17 protein-coding genes are annotated in these 17718 nt (G+C 63.8%); 11 read left to right on the forward strand and 6 right to left on the reverse strand.

Going from position 1 to position 17718, the window contains the following annotated elements; all coding sequences use genetic code 11:
* The first annotated feature begins 132 nt into the window (after positions 1–132).
* The gene (gene ilvA / locus QM596_RS08535) at positions 133–1296 is read left to right on the forward strand and encodes a threonine ammonia-lyase (RefSeq protein ID WP_230544056.1); all 1164 of its coding nucleotides are present in this window, start codon (positions 133–135) and stop codon (positions 1294–1296) included.
* 6 nt (positions 1297–1302) lie between these two features.
* On the opposite strand, the gene QM596_RS08540 is transcribed toward ilvA, so the two are convergent.
* Both QM596_RS08540 and QM596_RS08545 read right to left on the reverse strand, forming a co-directional pair.
* The gene (locus tag QM596_RS08540) at positions 1303–2097 is read right to left on the reverse strand and encodes an FAD:protein FMN transferase (RefSeq protein ID WP_283308671.1); all 795 of its coding nucleotides are present in this window, start codon (positions 2095–2097) and stop codon (positions 1303–1305) included.
* Positions 2094–2339 carry a hypothetical protein gene (locus QM596_RS08545; protein ID WP_153211881.1) on the reverse strand — a complete coding sequence of 82 codons (246 nt, stop codon included), beginning with the start codon at positions 2337–2339 and terminating at the stop codon, positions 2094–2096. Before QM596_RS08545 ends, QM596_RS08540 begins: the two co-directional genes overlap by 4 nt.
* Positions 2340–2544: 205 nt before the next feature.
* On the opposite strand from QM596_RS08545, the gene QM596_RS08550 reads away from it, so the two are divergent.
* Positions 2545–3645 (forward strand): C40 family peptidase, encoded by a 1101-nt coding sequence (locus QM596_RS08550; protein ID WP_051636488.1) that lies wholly within the window; start codon positions 2545–2547, stop codon positions 3643–3645.
* Between the two features lie 86 nt (positions 3646–3731).
* On the opposite strand, the gene greA is transcribed toward QM596_RS08550, so the two are convergent.
* Positions 3732–4226: a transcription elongation factor GreA gene (greA, locus tag QM596_RS08555; protein ID WP_007726385.1), complete on the reverse strand. Its 495-nt coding sequence runs from the start codon at positions 4224–4226 to the stop codon at positions 3732–3734.
* A 227-nt stretch (positions 4227–4453) separates the two neighbouring features.
* Positions 4454–4879 carry a DUF4307 domain-containing protein gene (locus tag QM596_RS08560; RefSeq protein WP_029536816.1) on the reverse strand — a complete coding sequence of 142 codons (426 nt, stop codon included), beginning with the start codon at positions 4877–4879 and terminating at the stop codon, positions 4454–4456.
* 303 nt (positions 4880–5182) lie between these two features.
* On the opposite strand from QM596_RS08560, the gene mca reads away from it, so the two are divergent.
* Genes mca through QM596_RS08575 form a run of 3 tightly spaced genes read left to right on the forward strand, consistent with a single transcriptional unit; the run spans position 5183 to position 8419 of the window.
* Positions 5183–6061, forward strand: a complete 879-nt coding sequence (mca, locus tag QM596_RS08565; protein WP_020908526.1) for a mycothiol conjugate amidase Mca — start codon at positions 5183–5185, stop codon at positions 6059–6061.
* A complete protein-coding gene (locus QM596_RS08570; protein ID WP_007726381.1) occupies positions 6058–6372 on the forward strand; it encodes a hypothetical protein in 315 nt (104 codons plus the stop codon). The genes mca and QM596_RS08570 overlap by 4 nt, the downstream gene beginning before the upstream one ends.
* A gap of 19 nt (positions 6373–6391) precedes the next feature.
* Complete coding sequence (locus tag QM596_RS08575) at positions 6392–8419, forward strand: thioredoxin domain-containing protein (RefSeq protein ID WP_283308672.1); 2028 nt, start codon at positions 6392–6394, stop codon at positions 8417–8419.
* Here the strand turns inward: QM596_RS08575 and trhA are convergent.
* Positions 8386–9054, reverse strand: coding sequence for a PAQR family membrane homeostasis protein TrhA (gene trhA, locus QM596_RS08580; protein WP_020970260.1), 669 nt, complete (start codon positions 9052–9054; stop codon positions 8386–8388). The genes QM596_RS08575 and trhA overlap by 34 nt on opposite strands.
* A 172-nt stretch (positions 9055–9226) precedes the next feature.
* On the opposite strand from trhA, the gene QM596_RS08585 reads away from it, so the two are divergent.
* Positions 9227–9994, forward strand: coding sequence for an isoprenyl transferase (locus QM596_RS08585; RefSeq protein ID WP_003945211.1), 768 nt, complete (start codon positions 9227–9229; stop codon positions 9992–9994).
* A 6-nt stretch (positions 9995–10000) separates the two neighbouring features.
* Here QM596_RS08585 and coaA read toward each other — a convergent pair whose 3' ends face one another.
* A complete protein-coding gene (gene coaA / locus QM596_RS08590; protein WP_003945270.1) occupies positions 10001–10933 on the reverse strand; it encodes a type I pantothenate kinase in 933 nt (310 codons plus the stop codon).
* A 172-nt stretch (positions 10934–11105) separates the two neighbouring features.
* On the opposite strand from coaA, the gene QM596_RS08595 reads away from it, so the two are divergent.
* The 5 genes from QM596_RS08595 to phoH2 all read left to right on the forward strand — a co-directional run bounded on the left by QM596_RS08595 (position 11106) and on the right by phoH2 (position 17658).
* Complete coding sequence (locus QM596_RS08595; protein WP_283308673.1) at positions 11106–12302, forward strand: DUF885 domain-containing protein; 1197 nt, start codon at positions 11106–11108, stop codon at positions 12300–12302.
* Positions 12303–12378: 76 nt separating this feature from the next.
* The gene (gene glyA, locus QM596_RS08600) at positions 12379–13686 is read left to right on the forward strand and encodes a serine hydroxymethyltransferase (RefSeq protein ID WP_020970258.1); all 1308 of its coding nucleotides are present in this window, start codon (positions 12379–12381) and stop codon (positions 13684–13686) included.
* Between the two features lie 152 nt (positions 13687–13838).
* The gene (locus tag QM596_RS08605) at positions 13839–15272 is read left to right on the forward strand and encodes an amidase (protein ID WP_019744590.1); all 1434 of its coding nucleotides are present in this window, start codon (positions 13839–13841) and stop codon (positions 15270–15272) included.
* 26 nt (positions 15273–15298) lie between these two features.
* On the forward strand, positions 15299–16015 hold the full coding sequence (locus QM596_RS08610; RefSeq protein ID WP_007726367.1) for a helix-turn-helix transcriptional regulator: 717 nt from the start codon (positions 15299–15301) through the stop codon (positions 16013–16015).
* A gap of 275 nt (positions 16016–16290) precedes the next feature.
* Positions 16291–17658 (forward strand): RNA 5'-3' helicase PhoH2, encoded by a 1368-nt coding sequence (gene phoH2 / locus QM596_RS08615; RefSeq protein WP_003945274.1) that lies wholly within the window; start codon positions 16291–16293, stop codon positions 17656–17658.
* Positions 17659–17718: the final 60 nt, after the last annotated feature.

Consider the following 17718-nt stretch of genomic DNA (forward strand, 5'->3'; position numbering starts at 1 on the left):
TCGCTCTACAGTAATTCGACTTCGAATCTGCAGTGCGCCTTCACACCTCACGAGGGTGTGGAGGCGCACTTTCTGGAGGCATGCGTGAATCTCGAACAGATAAAGGCTGCACAGCAACTGCTCGCCCCGGTCATGCGACGCACCCCGGTCGTGGCCTCGCGAGTGTTGTCCGAAACCACCGGCTTCGCCGTGAGCTTGAAATGTGAAAACCTGCAGCGCACCGGCTCTTTCAAACCGCGCGGTGCGTACAACCGCATTGCCAATCTTTCCGCAGAGGAACGGGCAGCGGGCGTGGTGGCGGCCAGTGCCGGTAACCATGCGCAGGGAGTTGCCTGGTCTGCAACAGAACTGGGAATCAAGTCGACCGTCTTCATGCCGACGGGTGCGCCGCTGCCGAAGTTGGTGGCCACCAAGGCATATGGAGCTCAGGTCCACCTGCACGGTTCGACTGTCGACGACGCGCTCGTGGCCGCTCGCGAATTCGCGGACCGGACCGGAGCGGTTCTGGTCCACCCGTTCGATCACGAGGACGTCGTGGCGGGGCAGGGGACTGTGGGGCTCGAAATCCTCGAGCAACTGCCTGAGGTCGGTACTATCCTCGTCCCGACCGGCGGCGGTGGGTTGATCGCCGGAGTGGCCGCAGCAGTCAAAGCTGTACGCCCGCAGGTCCGCATTGTCGGAGTGCAGGCCGAGACGGCGGCTGCCTGGCCGGCGTCGTTGGCAGCCGGGAAGCCGACCGCCTTGGCGTCGATGTCCACGATGGCAGACGGTATCGCCGTTGGCTGCCCGGGCGAGGTTCCGTTCGCCGAAGTTGCCGCCCATGTCGATGCCGTGGTGACGGTCAGCGAGGAAGCGCTGTCCAAAGCGCTCCTGCTGTGCCTCGAACGCGCCAAGCTCATCGTCGAACCGGCCGGCGTTGCGGCCGTTGCGGCCTTGATGACCTGCTCTCCGGAGGAGCTGGGACTGACAGGGCAGGTGTGCGCCGTGCTTTCCGGCGGCAACATCGATCCGCTACTGCTCACGCACGTCATCTCGCACGGTCTGCGAGCGGCCGGACGGTTCCTCGGCGTTCACATCACCATCGACGATCGGCCGGGCGCACTGGTCTCGTTGCTCGAAGTGGTTCGAGCGAACGGCGCCAGCGTGGTCGACGTCATCCATTCCCGTACCGGTGGCGAACTCGCGCTCGACGAAGTGGAAGTCTTCCTCACCGTCGAGACGCGGGGTCCGGACAACAAGGCGGAACTTCTCACCGCCTTCGACCGTGCCGGCTACGCCGTACGACTGCAGAACTGACGCGACTTACTCGTCAGGCCAGCCGCCCAGAACCGTTACGCGGTACTCCTGGTCGACCAGCCTGGCGGGTACGTCGAGTTGATGTAGCCAGTCGACGGCCGAACCGCCCATGCCGACCGCAACCCGACTGAATGCGGCGGCCTGGGCGCAGGAGGGCGCAATCACCGACACCGTGCGCCACATCGGCGTCGCCGTCGATTCGCGGTGTAGTGGTTTGACGGTGCTGGCCGTGGCGATCCCGCAGTCGGAAGGAAGCGCTACCTGGCACGTCGGGTCGCCGGGCAGGTCTTGAACCTGAATCTGCCAGCCGTCTTCCGGCGCCGGGCCGGCAACCGCGATGTCCCCGCCGAGGCCGACCAGTACTCCGCACCCGAGAAGCGTGGCGGTCGATGCCGCGCAGTGGTCCGCTGAACTGGCGCGGGCCGTCGCGGACAGATCGAGAACGACGTCGTCCGGGCTGTACACGCGGTTGTTCTCGACGCGGATCTTCCACCAGGAGTGAGGGTCTGCCGACCCGGCCGTCGGCGTGAGTTTGCCGTCGGTCAGTCGTGCGACGGCCAACGCGTCTTCGAGGAAGTGCGCGAACATCGGAGTCACGGCGACGCCGTCGACGTTGCTAGCGGCGCTGACATAGGTACGAATCTCGGAGTCGGCACGATCTCGATTGGTGGCAGCGTCGGCAGCGGTGAGGTATCCGCGAACCAGGCTGGCCGCGGAGGGAAGGACCTCAGGGTCGGTGACTACGACCCGGGCCTGCACACCCCACGTGAGCCACTCGGAGGCCGAGCGCGGAGTGCTCACGAACCGTTGGAGACGGCGTCCGGGGTTCCGAATCCGGCGACCACGACGGGCCGCTTCGCTACGGGATTCTTGGTGTGAGAAGCCGAGGTGTCCGGCGCGAGTGCCGTGGCAGTGGGAGAAGAAACGAGTGAAAGTCCGCCGCTTGCGAGTGCTCCCGCCACAGCCGTGGCTGCGAGGGCGAGGCGAACTGGTCGATACACCGTAGTGCGTCCCCGGGCGGGTCGTGGCCGATCGTCGCTCATGCACTCAGCTTGCACGCCGAACCTGAGAAAAGCCTTGGTGTCTGTAGTCATTTGCGTAACGCCCACGGAGATAAATGAGACATTGGTTACAGGAGTCGCGAGACTGAGCCGTGTCGAATGCATGTTCGAAAGGGTAGATGTTCGCACCGACAAGTTTCGGGTACGACCACGTACGTAGATTTTCAGAGGTTTATCGGAGGTTCGGATGGCAGTCGGTGTCCTGGCGATCGCTGTGTCGATCGGCACCGCACTGGGCGTGATGAGTGGAACTCTCGGAGCGCCCGCACAAGTCGAGAAGAACGAGTCTTCGAATGCTGCAGTCTCACTTGCAGCCTGGAACGGACCGGCACGAACTCAGGACACACCTGAGGGAATCGTGCCTTCCGTACCCTCCAACTTTCCGGGAGCGACATTGGCGCCCGTTGGAGCGGTGGCGGTGTTCGCGCCGTGGATCAAGAAGGCCGGTGCTCTGTGCTCGGAGATCACGCCCGCGGTGATCGCTTCGCTGTACTCGGTCGAGAACGGATTCAAGTACGGACCCGATACCGACATCTCACCGGAAGGTGGGCGCGGGCCTGGCCGCTTCACCACCGCAGCGTGGACGGCATACGGCAAGGACGGTGACGGCGACGGAAAGATGGACATCCTGGGCGTTGCCGATCCGGTGATGACAACCGGATACCGGTTGTGCGATCTCGTGAAGCAAGCGCAGTCCTGGCAGAAGTCCGGTGAGGTCGAGGGCGATACCGTCGACCTCGCGCTCGCTGCCTACGACGTCGGGCCGGACGCAGTTCGCGAAGCGGGCGGCGTCCCCGCCGACAAGGCGGGCGAGGTTCCCGCGGAGCAGGCGGTCGCCGCTCCGTTTGTCGCACAGATCAAATCGTTGCAGGACTCGTTCGCTCTGATGCTCGCACCCTTCGACTACAACAACCTCGCCGCTGCCGTTGGCGGCGTCGTCGAGGCCGGTCTGAAGTTTCTCGGATTGCCGTACGTGTGGGGCGGCGGAAACATCAACGGGCCCTCGATGGGCGGGTTCGACTGCTCGGGTCTGACGTCGTACGCGATCCACGCGGCCACCGGAGTGACTCTGCCCCGGACCTCGGAGACACAGTGGGGCGTCGGCGTCGAGGTCCCGCTGGATCAGGCGCAGCCCGGTGACCTGTTGTTCGGCAACTGGCAGGCAGGCGGTCCCGGCCATGTGGCGATCTATGTCGGTAACGGACAGATGCTTCACGCACCCACATTCGGTGACGTGGTGAAGGTCGGCCCGATCTTCGCCGGCATGAAGGCTCGCCGCGTGGTGTGAGTGGGCCGGAACTGCAACGCCGACAGAGCAAGAAGCGCCACCCGACCGAGTCGGGTGGCGCTTCTTTTCAGAGCTGGTACAGCCGATCAGCTGTGGTAAGGCTCCGCGCTCAGCAGCGTGACCTTCATGGTGCTGCCGTTGGGCAGGTTGTACTCACGCGTGTCGCCGACCTTGGCTTCGAGCAGCGCGCCGCCCAGCGGTGAGTTCGGGGAGTAGACCTCGAGCTTGGCGTCACGTGCGCCTTCTTCGCGGGTAGCGATGAGGAACGTCTCGGTGTCACTCTCGTCGCCGTCGTAGTAGACCTTGACTACGGATCCGGGCAGTGCAACACCGGACTGAGTGGGGGCCTCGCCGACCTTTGCGCTGTTCAGCAGCTCCTGGAGCTGGCGAATGCGGGCTTCCTGCTGACCCTGCTCTTCGCGGGCAGCGTGGTAGCCGCCGTTCTCTTTCAGGTCACCCTCTTCGCGACGCTCGTTGATCTCGGCGGCGATGACCGGGCGATTGGCGATGAGCTGGTCGAGTTCGTTCTTGAGCCTGTCATGTGATTCCTGGGTAAGCCAGGTCACCTGGGTCTCGGTCATCTCGATCACTCCCTAGTAGTCGGAGCCGGGGGCTCCCTCGACGATCGCTGCAACAGCAGCGAACAACGACTCGGAAGCACCACCAGGGATGCAACCTTGCCGTCAAACCTTGCGTCAATGCAGCAATACACGGTTCCACCCGGAACCGTGTATCGGGCAATTCTATCACGCATGACTACCCGCCCTGTCCGGCGCCAAACGTCCGGCAGGGTGGATGCGTTCCGAGGTCAGCTCTTGGTCAGGTACTCCGGAACGTCGAAGCTACAGCCGTAGACGTCGGCCATGCCTGGCGGCTGGGACGTCTTGATCTCGGTGTTGAACTCGAGGGTCTGATGCTCGGAGGACGGGACGTAGACCTCACGTCGTCCGGTTTCGGATCCGTCCTTCGAGCGAGCGCGCACGATGCACATCGCGTCACGTGACGAGTCGTCGCGTGTGACGGTGAAGCGAATCTTCACCGTGGAGTCGTTGGCGATGTCGAACGAGATGGTCTCGGTCTCGATTTCCTTGACCGCAAATTTTCCGTACGCGTAGTACGCGATTCCGCCGCCTACGACGATGACGAGTGCGGTCAGAGCCCACACCATCCACTTGCGGGGACTGCTCGTGCGAGTTGTGCTCGGGTACCGATCTTGGGGAAGCGGTTTGCTCATCACTCTGCTCTCGAAGACTCGAGTTCACGTGTCGTGCAGCAACTGACTGTGTCCCGCCGAATTACCGAAGGGGTCACGGCTGCGCCAGGAACTCTCGGGTGGAACTATAGAGGACGTGTCCCGTCGCGCCGTCGGTAGGTTTGTCGGCAGTCGGTACGTTTGACGGCAACCACCCGGAGTAATCCGAGCGGTGCACAGCGTGTGACTCGAAGACTGCCGGTGACGGCTACAGGTGAACTGCCGGCAACGGCTACAAGTGAACTGCCGGCAACGGCTACAGGTGAAGTTGAGGTGAACGAACACGTGAGCGGATTCCGGCTCATGGCCGTCCATGCCCATCCCGACGACGAGTCGAGCAAGGGTGCGGCCACCACCGCCCGTTATGCAGCCGAAGGCCACGAAGTGATGGTCCTGACGCTCACCGGGGGTGAGCGTGGCGACATTCTCAACCCGGCCATGGACGTTCCCGGTGTCCGCGATCGAATCAGCGAAGTTCGCCAGGAGGAGATGGCCGAGGCCGCTCGCATCCTGGGCGTGAAGCAGCGCTGGCTCGGTTTCGTCGATTCCGGGCTCCCCGAGGGTGATCCTCTTCCGCCGCTGCCCGAAGGGTGCTTCGCCCTCGTTCCGCTCGAAGAGTCGACGCGCGCTCTGGTCAAGGTGATTCGCGAGTTCCGTCCCCACGTCGTCACGACGTACGACGAGAACGGCGGATACCCGCACCCGGACCACATCCGGTGCCACGAGGTGTCGATGGCTGCCTACGAGGCCGCCGCCGATCCCGAGTACTTCCCCGAGGACGGTCAGCCGTGGGAAATCAAGAAGGTCTACTACTCGCACGGATTCATTCGTAAGCGCCTCGAACTCTTCCAGGAGGAGTACGAGCGTCGCGGTGAGCCGTTCCCGATGGCGGACTGGCTCAAGAAGTGGAAGACCGAGCGCGGCGACATGATGGTCCGAGTGACCACTCAGGTCACGTGCGGCGACTACTTTCCCCAGCGTGACGACGCTCTGCGTGCGCACGCGACGCAGATCGATCCCAACGGTTCGTTCTTCGCTGTGCCGCTCGATATTCAGCAGAAGATCTGGCCCACCGAGGAATTCGAGCTCGCCAAGACGCGGGTCACCACGTCCATTCCGGAAACCGACCTGTTCGCAGGTCTCGAAGAGGACGCTCAGAAGTGAATGCTCTGTCCGCCGAGGTAGTTCTCGGCACCACACAATTTCTTGCTCAGACCCCGAGCAACCCATCCGGCCCGGAGTTCGGAAAGTCGTCTCCGGTCGGCCTGCTGGTGATTCTTGCGCTGCTCATCGGTGTGATCCTCTTGGTTCGGTCGATGAATCGCCAGCTCAAGAAGCTGCCGGAAACGTTCGAACCGGATCATCCCGAACTCGATCAGCAGGCAGACGAAGGCACCGACCGGGGAGCGATCACAGCTCCGAGCCCGGCGGAACCGAACGTCTCTACCGAGAAGAAGCCGAAGCAAGAATCCTGAGACGAATGAGGTAGCGACGATGGACCCACGGCTGCGGAACAACCTGGGTGGGTCCTCGAGCCCCTACCTGCGTCAGCACGCCGACAATCCGGTCCACTGGCAACAGTGGGGCGAAGAGGCGATGGAGTGGGCGCGCGAGCGCAACGTGCCGATCCTTCTCTCGATCGGATACTCGGCGTGCCACTGGTGCCACGTCATGGCGCACGAGTCGTTCGAGAACGACGAGATCGCGGCCGTCATGAACGCGAACTTCGTCTGTGTGAAGGTGGACCGCGAAGAACGTCCCGACATCGACGCCGTCTACATGAATGCGACGGTCGCGATGACCGGTCAGGGCGGCTGGCCCATGACCTGTTTTCTGACTCCCGACGGTTCACCGTTCTACTGCGGCACGTATTACCCGCCGACGCCTCGCGGCGGAATGCCGTCGTTCACACAGCTTCTCGAAGCGATAGCCGACACCTTCACGAATCGGCGCGACGAGGTCGACAACGCGGCGCAGTCGATCGTCACGGAACTTCAGCGCGCGTCTGGCGGAATTCCGTACGGCGGAGCGCCTATCGACGCCGAGTTGCTGAACGCGGCGGGTCGATCGATCCTCGGTGACGAGGACATCCCGCGCGGGGGATTCGGTGGGGCACCGAAGTTTCCACCGTCGGCACTACTGGAGGGGCTGCTCCGACAGTTCGAGCGAACGGGTTCGGGCGAGATCCTCGGCGGCATCGAGCGCACTGCCGAAGCAATGGCACGTGGCGGTATCTACGACCAGTTGAGTGGAGGATTCTCGCGCTACTCGGTCGATGCCGAGTGGGTGGTTCCGCACTTCGAGAAGATGCTTTACGACAACGCGTTGCTCCTGCGGTTCTACGCGCACTTGGCGCGGCGGACCGGATCGGACCTGGCCACCCGCATAGCCAGGGAGACCGCAGGATTTTTGCTCTCCGATCTGCTGACCGAGAACGGTTGCTTCGCTTCGGCTCTCGATGCCGACACCGACGGCGTCGAAGGCCTCACGTACGTATGGACGCCGACGCAGCTGGTCGAGGTACTCGGTGCGGAGGACGGGCAGTGGGCGGCGGACTTGTTCCGGGTCACCGATACCGGAACCTTCGAAGAGGGTGCGTCGGTATTGCAATTGCTCCGTGACCCCGACGACTGGTCGCGCTGGCAGACGGTCTCCGACGCTCTCCGTGCCGCCCGGGCTCAGCGTCCACAGCCTGGCCGCGACGACAAAGTGGTGACGGCCTGGAACGGGTTGACCGTCACGGCTTTGACGGAAGCGGGACTTGCCCTGGATCGACCCGACTGGATCGCGGCGGCGGCCGAGTGCGCTGGCGCTCTTCTCGACCTTCACCTGGTGGACGGTCATTTGCGTCGGGCTTCCCTCGGCGGGGCTGTCGGCACCCCGACGGCAGTGCTCGAGGATTACGCAATGTTGGCCACCGGCCTCCTGGCTCTCTACCAGGCAACGGGATTCGCGCGGTGGCTCGATGCGGCGCAGCAGTTGCTCGACGTCACGCTCGACCACTTCGCCGATCCGGCCGAGCCGGGAAGCTGGTTCGACACGGCCGATTTCGCGGAGTCCCTCGTCACACGGCCCCGAGACCCGTTGGACGGCGCGACGCCGTCCGGTGTGTCGAGCGTCGCGGAGGCTCTGTTGACCGCGGCGGCGTTGACCGATGCCGATCGATCCTCTCGTTACGCCCAGGCCGCGGCGGACGCGCTGGCGAGGGCCACGCTGCCGCTCGAGCGTGCGCCTCGGTCGGCGGGACACTGGCTCACAGTGGCGGAAGCGTCGTTGCGTGGTCCGATACAGGTTGCCGTCGTCGGGGAAGGTTCGCTGTTGGCCGATGCCCGGCGGCTTGCCCCGGGCGGTGCAGTAGTTGTCGGCGGAGCGCCGGATTCTTCACCGCTGCTTGCAGATCGCCCCCTTGTCGACGACGGTGAAGCCGCGTACATCTGTCGGGGATTCGTGTGTGATCGGCCGGTGACGACGGTGGTGGAACTGGCGAATCAGTTGAACACGACGAGCCATACCGCGATGTAGTGGCAGATCGCTGCAATGACGGTGGCAGCGTGGAAGAACTCGTGATGCCCGAACGTCGTCGGCCACGGGTTGGGCCATTTTGTCGCGTACAGAATTGCGCCGACGCTGTAGAAGATTCCGCCGACGAGCAGCAGCACCATCGGCGCCACACCGACCTGGTGTGTCAGTTCACCGACGACGGGAACGATCGCCCAGCCGAGGAGAAGGTAGAGCGGTACCCCCACCCATTTCGGCGCGGTGGGCCAGAGCATCTTGAGGGCAACGCCGGCCAGTGCACCTGCCCACACGATCGCAAGAATGATCTTGCCGGTGTGGGTGGGAAGGCCGAGCATGGCGAACGGTGTGTAGCTGCCGGCGATGAAGAGAAAGATCATCGAATGGTCAGCACGCTTCATCCACGTACGGCCCTTGACGGTCTGCCACTGGATGCGGTGATACGTCGCGCTGATGCCGAAGAGGCCGCAGATCGTGATGCTGTAGATCGCGGTTGCCCAAGCCGCCTTGGCGCCCACCTGAGCGCCGGCTACGGAGACGAGAACGATGCCCGCGACGACGGAGACACCGAGCGCCCACAGATGGATCCAACCGCGCATGCGTGGTTTGACCGGAAGCTCGTCGAGCCCGAATGCCGTCATGTGCAACCCCTCTCGTTCCGTGCTGTTGCGAACTACGTAACCTACGGTACCGTAGGTTACGCACCAGTAGCATAACCTACCTGCGGGTTTTCGACGCGTACAAAAAGCGTGACGGCGCTCGCATGTGGCTGCCACTGCCGGGCGTAGTCTTTGACACCATGGTGATGTCACGGTGAATCTGCGCGGACTGCTGTACAGCATCTACGAGCGACGGCTCCTCAGTCATCTCGACGGTCTCGCGCACCCACGGCACGTAGCCGTGATGTGTGACGGAAACCGGCGATGGGCTCGCGAGAACGGCTTCACCGATGTCAGTCACGGGCACCGCATGGGCGCGCTCAAAATTGCCGAATTGCTCGAGTGGTGCGACGCCGCCGGAATCGAGATGGCAACCATCTACCTGCTCTCGACCGAGAACCTGCGCCGCGAGCCGGAAGAGCTCGACACGCTCCTCGAAATCATCACCGACGTCGTCGAAGAGATCTCCGGGCCCGGCAAGAACTGGAGTGTGCAGATCGTCGGTGCTCTCGATCTTCTGCCCCCCGAGCAGTCCAGGCGCTTGCGGGAAGCGGCGGCGGGGACCAGTGGCCGAACCGGGACACATGTCAACGTCGCGATCGGATACGGCGGACGTCAGGAGATCGCCGACGCCGTCCAATCGCTCCTGCGTGACAAGATCGGTGCGGGTCTGAGCGGAGACGAACTGATCCAGGCCGTCACGGTCGACGGCATCGACGGTCATCTGTACACGTCGGGACAGCCCGATCCGGATCTGGTGATCCGCACCTCCGGCGAGCAGCGGCTCTCCGGATTCCTGTTGTGGCAGAGCGCTTATTCGGAAATCTGGTTCACCGAGGCGTACTGGCCCGAGTTCCGTCGAGTCGACTTTCTTCGAGCCTTGCGTGACTACGCGGCGCGGCACCGCCGGTTCGGCGCCTGAGCCGTCTCAGAGCTTGCGCAGTCGGAGCCGGTTGATCGTGTGATCGGCGTCCTTGCGCAGCACCAGGGTTGCGCGGGGGCGGGTGGGGAGAATGTTCTCCACCAGGTTCGGGTGATTGATCGAGTTCCAGATCTCCTTCGCCGCGATGGTCGCGTCACGGTCGGAGAGGCCGGAGTAGTGGTGAAAGTGAGCGTTCGGATCGGCGAACGACGTGTTGCGTAGCGCGAGGAACCGCTGGATGTACCAGGCTTCGATGTCCTCGATGCGGGCGTCGACGTAGATCGAGAAGTCGAACAGATCGGAGACCATCAGACGCGGGCCGGTCTGCAGGACGTTGAGGCCCTCGATGATGAGGATGTCAGGCTGGCGGATCAGGTGGTACTGGCCCGGGATGATGTCGTACGACGTATGCGAATAGACCGGCGCCGCTACCTCTTCCGCCCCGGACTTGACTTCGGTGACGAAGCGCAACAGCTTGCGGCGATCGTAACTTTCGGGAAAACCCTTGCGGTGCATGATGCCCCGACGCTGGAGTTCCCTGGTCGGATAGAGGAATCCGTCCGTGGTGACGAGGTCGACGCGCGGATGGTGATCCCAGCGGGCCAGGAGAGCTTGCAGCACACGAGCAGTCGTGGATTTTCCGACCGCGACCGAACCGGCGACACCGATGACGAAGGGCACCTGACGATCGGGATGCTTCTCACCGAGGAACGTCGCGGTGGCCGCGAACAGCCGTTGGCGTGCCGCCACCTGCAGGTGGATCAGACGTGCGAGGGGGAGATAAACCTCGGCAACTTCTTCGAGATCGATCTGCTCGCCGAGACCACGCAGGCCGTACAACTCGTCCTCGGTCAACACCAGCGGTGTCGACTTACGCAGTGTCCGCCACTGCTTGCGGTCGAACTCGACGTAGGGACTCGATTCGTTGGTGCGCGCCATCAGCCCAGCTCACCGGCATGTAGTGAACCCGGGGCCCGGCGGACGAAACAGCTATGCGAGCAAGCCAGGCGCGTGTGCGCACGATCCGAGTGCATAGTCGGATTGTGCTCGGTGCCACGTCCGGGACTTTCGCCGGGTGGCATTCCGGAGCGAGCGGCTAGGCTCGGTCGTTATGGATCCAGACACACTTGTTCGCCAATATCTGCTGCTCGGACTGGGTTTCGACCGTCTCGAAGACGGGTTCGTCGACGCGTTCACCGGTGACCCCGCGCTGCGTAAGCAGATCGAGAGCGCCCCGAAGCCCGATCCGCGTGAACTTGCCCGCACGGCACGTGAATTGCGGGGCGAGCTGGCCGGAAGTGGTCTGAATGCCGAGCGCGCTCACTTCATCGACGTTCACCTTCGCGCCCTGGAATGCTCCGGGCGCAAGTTCGCGGGTGAGGACATCGGCTTCGTGGACGAGGTGGAGGCGTACTTCGACGTACGAATCGAAAAGGGAAACGAGGACGCCTACAGCGACGCGCACCGGTTGATGGGTGAAGTTCTGCCCGGTCCGGGACCGCTGGCGCAGCGAGTGCAGGCGCATCGCAAGGCCGACGAGATCCCCGCGGCGAGACTGAACGAGTGCGTCGAGGCAATGTCGAGTGCGCTGCGCGATCTGGTCCGCGGCACGTTCGGGCTTCCGGCGTCGGAAACCGTCGAATACGAAGTGGTGGGGGACAAGCCGTGGTCCGGCTTCAACTACTACCTTGGTGACTACCGCTCCAAGGTTGCGATCAATTCGGATCTGCCGCAGTTCATGGCCAACCTGCCGCGGCTGATCGCGCACGAGTCCTACCCCGGCCATCACACCGAGCATTGCCGTAAGGAAGCCGGTCTGGTCGGTTCGGGTCAGCTCGAGCAGACACTGTTCCTGGTCAACACGCCGCAGTGCATCATGGCCGAAGGCCTCGCAGATCTGGCGCTGGAAGCGATCGTCGGTCCGGAGTGGGGCTTGTGGGCGCAGGACATCTACGCCGATCTCGGCTTGTCTTTCGACGGGGAAAAGGCGCAACGGCTCTCCTCCGCGTCGGGGCAACTGCTGAGTGTTCGTCAGGATGCCGCTCTGATGTTGCACGACGAGGGGCGCAGCCTCGACGACGTGGCACTGTTCCTCGAACGGTGGTCGCTGTCGACGCCGGAACGCGCTCGCCAATCGCTCAAGTTCCTGTCTTCACCGCTGTGGCGGGCGTACACCAGCACGTATGTCGAGGGATACCGGCTGCTCGGGGGCTGGCTGGACGAGGTGCCGGTGGGCGCAGAGCGCACCGAACGCTTCCGCAGGCTGCTCGACGAGCCGCTGGTCCCCAGCTCTCTGCGTGCTGCCTAGTGCCGGGTGGAGACGGCGGGAGCGAACTTCGTAGACTGGACGCATTCGTTTCCGCATCCAGCTTGGAGATTCCTCGATGACCGCTGTGCCCGGCTCCGACGTCAACTCTGCATCACTCGCCGAACTCGACCCCGAAGTCGCCGAGGCGATGGCTGGTGAATTGGCTCGTCAGCGCGACACGCTCGAGATGATCGCGTCGGAGAACTTCGTTCCCCGCTCGGTTCTGCAGGCTCAGGGCAGCGTCCTGACGAACAAGTACGCCGAGGGCTACCCGGGACGTCGTTACTACGGCGGTTGCGAGCACGTCGACGTCATCGAGGATCTGGCGCGCAACCGTGCGAAGGAACTCTTCGGTGCAGAGTTCGCGAACGTTCAGCCGCACTCGGGCGCACAGGCCAACGCTGCTGTTCTGATGGCACTGATGAACCCGGGTGAGAAGCTGCTCGGCCTCGACCTTGCACACGGTGGTCACCTCACGCACGGCATGAAGCTGAACTTCTCCGGCAAGTTGTACGACGTCGCGTCCTACGGCGTCAGCAAGGAAGATCACCGCATCGACATGGACGAGGTGCGCTCGATCGCCCTCGCCGAGAAGCCGAAGGTCATCGTTGCCGGTTGGTCCGCATACCCGCGTCAGCAGGACTTCGCGGCGTTCCGTGCGATCGCCGACGAGGTCGGGGCGTACCTGTGGGTGGACATGGCTCACTTCGCCGGACTGGTTGCCGCAGGCCTGCACCCGTCGCCCGTCCCGTACGCGGACGTCGTGTCCTCGACCGTCCACAAGACACTCGGTGGACCGCGTTCCGGCCTGATCCTGGCGAAGAAGGAGTGGGCCAAGAAGCTCAACTCCGCTGTCTTCCCAGGTCAGCAGGGTGGACCGCTCATGCACGCCATCGCGGCCAAGGCAGTCACCTTCAAGATCGCTGCCGGTGAAGAGTTCAAGGATCGTCAGGCACGCACCCTTTCCGGTGCGCGCATCCTTGCCGAGCGTCTGGGCAACAAGGACGTCGCAGACCAGGGCATCAGCGTCCTGACCGGCGGCACAGACGTCCACCTCGTTCTCGTGGACCTGCGTAACTCGCAGCTCGACGGCCAGCAGGGTGAGGACCTTCTGCACGAAATCGGCATCACGGTCAACCGCAACGCTGTTCCGTTCGATCCCCGCCCGCCGATGACCACCTCCGGTCTGCGTATCGGTACCGCAGCGTTGGCCACCCGCGGATTCGGCGATACCGAGTTCACCGAGGTCGCCGACATCATCGGTACCGCTCTGGCCGGCAACGCGGATCTGCCGGCGCTGCGTGCGCGCGTCGCCAAGCTCGCCCTCGACCTTCCGCTGTACGACGGTCTCGAGAACTGGGGCCTGCTCAGCAAGAACGTCTAGGTATTCCTTCACCGACGGCCCGGTCCCTTTCGAGGGGCCGGGCCGCTGGTTTTTTGCCAGTCGCGGATTGTGGCATCGGTCACATGACCGATGGTGGCCGAGTTCGGCGCTTCCTAGCCTGAGAGCATCACCCCTCCGGCGAAGGAAACCCCATGACCGAACAGAATCTGCATTGGCTCTCCGCTACCGAGATGGCGGCGTCGGTCGCGTCGAACAGTCTCTCGCCCAACGAGATTGCCGAAGCGATGATCCAGCGCGTCGACGCAGTCAATCCGTCGATCAACGCGATAGTGCAATTCGATCGCGAGCAGGTCACGCGCGACGCGGCCGAACTCTCACGGCAACAGGAATCGGGCGAGAAACTCGGCCCGCTGCACGGCGTTCCGTTCACGATCAAAGATCTGACGGCAGTCGACGGGCTGCCGACCACGTTCGGGATGAAGCCGATGGCCGACAACATCGCGACGGGAAATGCCGTCGTCGTGGACAGGCTGCGCGGCGCCGGCGGACTGTTCCTGGGAAAGACGAACACTCCCGAAAGCGGTTACTACGGTGGCACGGACAACCACCTGTACGGGCCGACGCACAACCCGTGGAAGCTCGGCAACAGCGCGGGCGGGTCCAGTGGCGGTGCGTCGGCTGCCGTGGCTGCAGGCCTCGGGCCACTAGCCGAGGGCAGTGACGGCGCCGGATCGGTGCGTATCCCGTCGGCGCTCTGCGGGGTCGTCGGGCTCAAACCGACCACCGGCGTCATTCCGCAGACCATTCTGGCCGGGCGGTTCTACAACTGGGCGTACCACGGTCCGATCACCAGGACCGTCGCCGACAACGCGCTGATGCTCGACATCATGGCCGGGCCGGACAATGCGGATCCGCTCTCGATCGAGCGTGCGGAGACCTCGTACGTCGAAGCGGCGAAGGGCGACGTGAAGGGGCTTCGCGTCGCGTGGTCGACGAATCTCGGCCTCGGCCATGTTGATCCGGAGGTGCTGGCGGTGTGCCTCGACGCGCTGGCGGCATTCGAGGAATTGGGTGCCCAGATCACCGAGGCGACCCCGCAGTGGGGAAATCCGTCGGAGTCGATGTGGAACGGCATCTGGGTTCCCGGTTTCGCTTCCGAATACGACTTGCTCGACTGGGAGAACCAGCGCGGCGAGGTCGACGACAACCTGATCGAGATCATGCACGAGGCCGAGCGGCTCACCGGTGTCGACGTCGGGCGGGCCGACGCATTCCGCGGCGTCATGTGGGACACGTGGACCACGTTCATGAACGACTACGACGTGTTGGTCTCGCCGACCTTGGCTTCGGCCACGTTCCCGCTCAGTCAGTTCGCGCCGTCGTGGCTCGAAGGTGCGTCGTTGCGTGAGCAGTTGCTCGATTGGCTCTTCACCTACCCGTACAACATGCTCAACAACCCCGCGATCACCGTGCCGGCCGGATTCACCGCCGACGGTCGACCGGTGGGGCTGCAGATCGCCGCACGCCACCGCCAGGACGCACTGGTTCTGCGGACTGCCGCGAACTTCGAAGCGGTGCGTCCGTGGGCGGACAGGAAGCCGGCCGATTCACTGGTGGTGGCCTAGCTCACACGATTGGCTAGATTGGTGTGATGACGTCTGTACTGCCTGATCGCGGCGCTGGACCTGACATGTTCGCGCCGCGATCGCCGGCGGCCGGGGCGTACGGCATTCTCGGCCTGTGCGCCGAAGAACTTCGCGCACGTGGACTCGCGTACTCGGCTGCGGCGGTCACGTACCGAGACCCGTCGAGCGGACGACATCGGGCTCTGGCGAGTTCCGGATACGACGCCAGGGTGCTCGAGTTCCTGCTCGACGACTTCGTCGCCGATCGCAATCTCTTCGGCATCATTCGCGAGGCTTCGGGCGTGCCAGTGTTCTGGCAGGACGTGCCACGATTCGAGCAGGTCGAGATGGTTACCGATGTTCTGCGGCCGTCCGGGTACGCCGAGGGCGCGTCGGTCGCATTGGGGTTCTCCGGCCGTGAGGTGACCGGATTGCTGCACATGAGCTTCGCGGATTCCGGCGTCGTCGATCGCGTGCGCGAGGTGGTGGCGGCGTCCAGCGCGGCCTGCTCGCGCGTCGTGGGGGACCAGGTGGCGCTCGATCGTGTCCATCTGAGCCCACGGGAGATCCAAGTACTGCAATTGGTGGCCAGGGGCGCGGGCAATGTCGAGATCGCCGAGGAGTTGTTCGTCAGCCGTCGCACTGTCGCCACCCACCTCGAGAACATCTTCGTCAAGACCGGAACCAATTCGCGGGTTCAGGCAGCGGTGCGCGCCGCGAAGTGGGGTCTGATCGAGTCCTGAGTGACGCTGAATCACACGAGTGGCATTTTGTTACCTGGCGTTCACCAGATGTGCGGCTCGTTCCGTGGCGCGAGTGTCCGATCCGCAGTACCGTCGGCAGTAACGAGTAACCAGAAGTTACTTGTGCGGGAGGTTCTGATCGTGACTGAAACACTCAGTACGAGAGGGCCGGCGCCCGGCCCTTGTTTCAGCTGACACAGCGTCACCTGACACCAGAGCCGTCCGGCCCAGCGAGCTGAGTTTGCGCGGGTGCCGCGCAGACCTAGGAGCCCAACGTGACTGCATCACGCTCCGTCTCTGCCCACTCGGCCCGGGCTGATCTATCAGCCGGGAATCATTCGGGAGATGCACTTCGCACGTACGTCTTGGATACCTCGGTACTACTGTCCGATCCATGGGCTGTCACTCGATTCGCCGAACACCACGTGGTACTGCCACTGGTCGTGATCAGCGAACTCGAAGGCAAGCGACACCACCACGAACTGGGATGGTTCGCCCGAGAATCGCTCCGCATGCTCGACGATCTCCGGATCGAATACAGCCGCCTCGACCGTCCGGTACCGATCGGCACCGAGAACGGGACACTGCAGGTCGAACTCAATCACACCGACCCTGCGGTCCTCCCCGTCGGATTCCGCACGGACAGTAACGATTCGAGGATTCTGGCGTGCGCGCTGAACCTTGCGGCGGAGGGCAAGGACGTAGTCCTCGTCAGTAAGGACATACCGCTTCGTGTGAAGGCAGGCGCGGTGGGACTACCTGCCGACGAGTACCACGCTCACGACGTCGTGCCATCGGGATGGACGGGCATGACCGAGCTGGACGTCGCCTCGACGGACATCGACGAGCTGTTCAACGAGGGTTTCCTGGACCTTGACGAAGCACGAGATCTGCCGTGTCACACGGGTCTTCGTCTGCTCGGTGGCTCGTCGAGCGCCCTCGGTCGGGTGACTCCCGACAAGCGCATTCAGTTGGTGCGCGGTGAGCGTGAGGCGTTCGGGCTGCACGGCCGCTCCGCCGAGCAGCGCATTGCGCTCGATCTCCTCATGGACGAGAGCATCGGCATCATCTCTCTCGGCGGCAAGGCAGGCACCGGTAAGTCGGCCTTGGCTCTGACAGCAGGTTTGGAAGCCGTTCTCGAGCGCCGCACCCAGCGCAAGGTCGTCGTCTTCCGTCCGCTGTATGCCGTTGGCGGACAAGAACTCGGCTACCTTCCCGGTAGTGAGAGCGAGAAGATGGGCCCGTGGGCTCAGGCCGTTTTCGACACTCTCGACGGGTTGGCTTCGCCAGAGGTTCTCGAAGAGGTTCTCGCCCGCGGAATGCTGGAAGTGCTGCCGCTGACGCACATTCGCGGTCGGTCGCTGCACGATTCGTTCGTGATCGTCGACGAAGCGCAGTCACTCGAACGAAATGTTCTGCTGACAGTGCTTTCTCGTCTGGGAACCGGCTCGCGGGTGGTTCTCACGCACGACGTCGCGCAGCGTGACAACCTGCGAGTGGGTAGGCACGACGGAGTTGCGGCCGTCATCGAGAAGCTCAAGGGGCACCCGCTTTTTGCGCACATCACACTCACGCGCAGTGAGCGGTCGCCGATCGCCGAGTTGGTGACCGACATGCTCGAGGAGTTCGGCCCTACTTCCTGAGAAGCGATCTCCCCGTGCGGACTTCGGTCTGCACGGGGAGATTCTTGGGTTTTCAGTAGT

It is taken from the genome of Rhodococcus sp. IEGM 1406 (assembly GCF_030056745.1).
Lineage (GTDB): Bacteria > Actinomycetota > Actinomycetes > Mycobacteriales > Mycobacteriaceae > Rhodococcus_F > Rhodococcus_F erythropolis.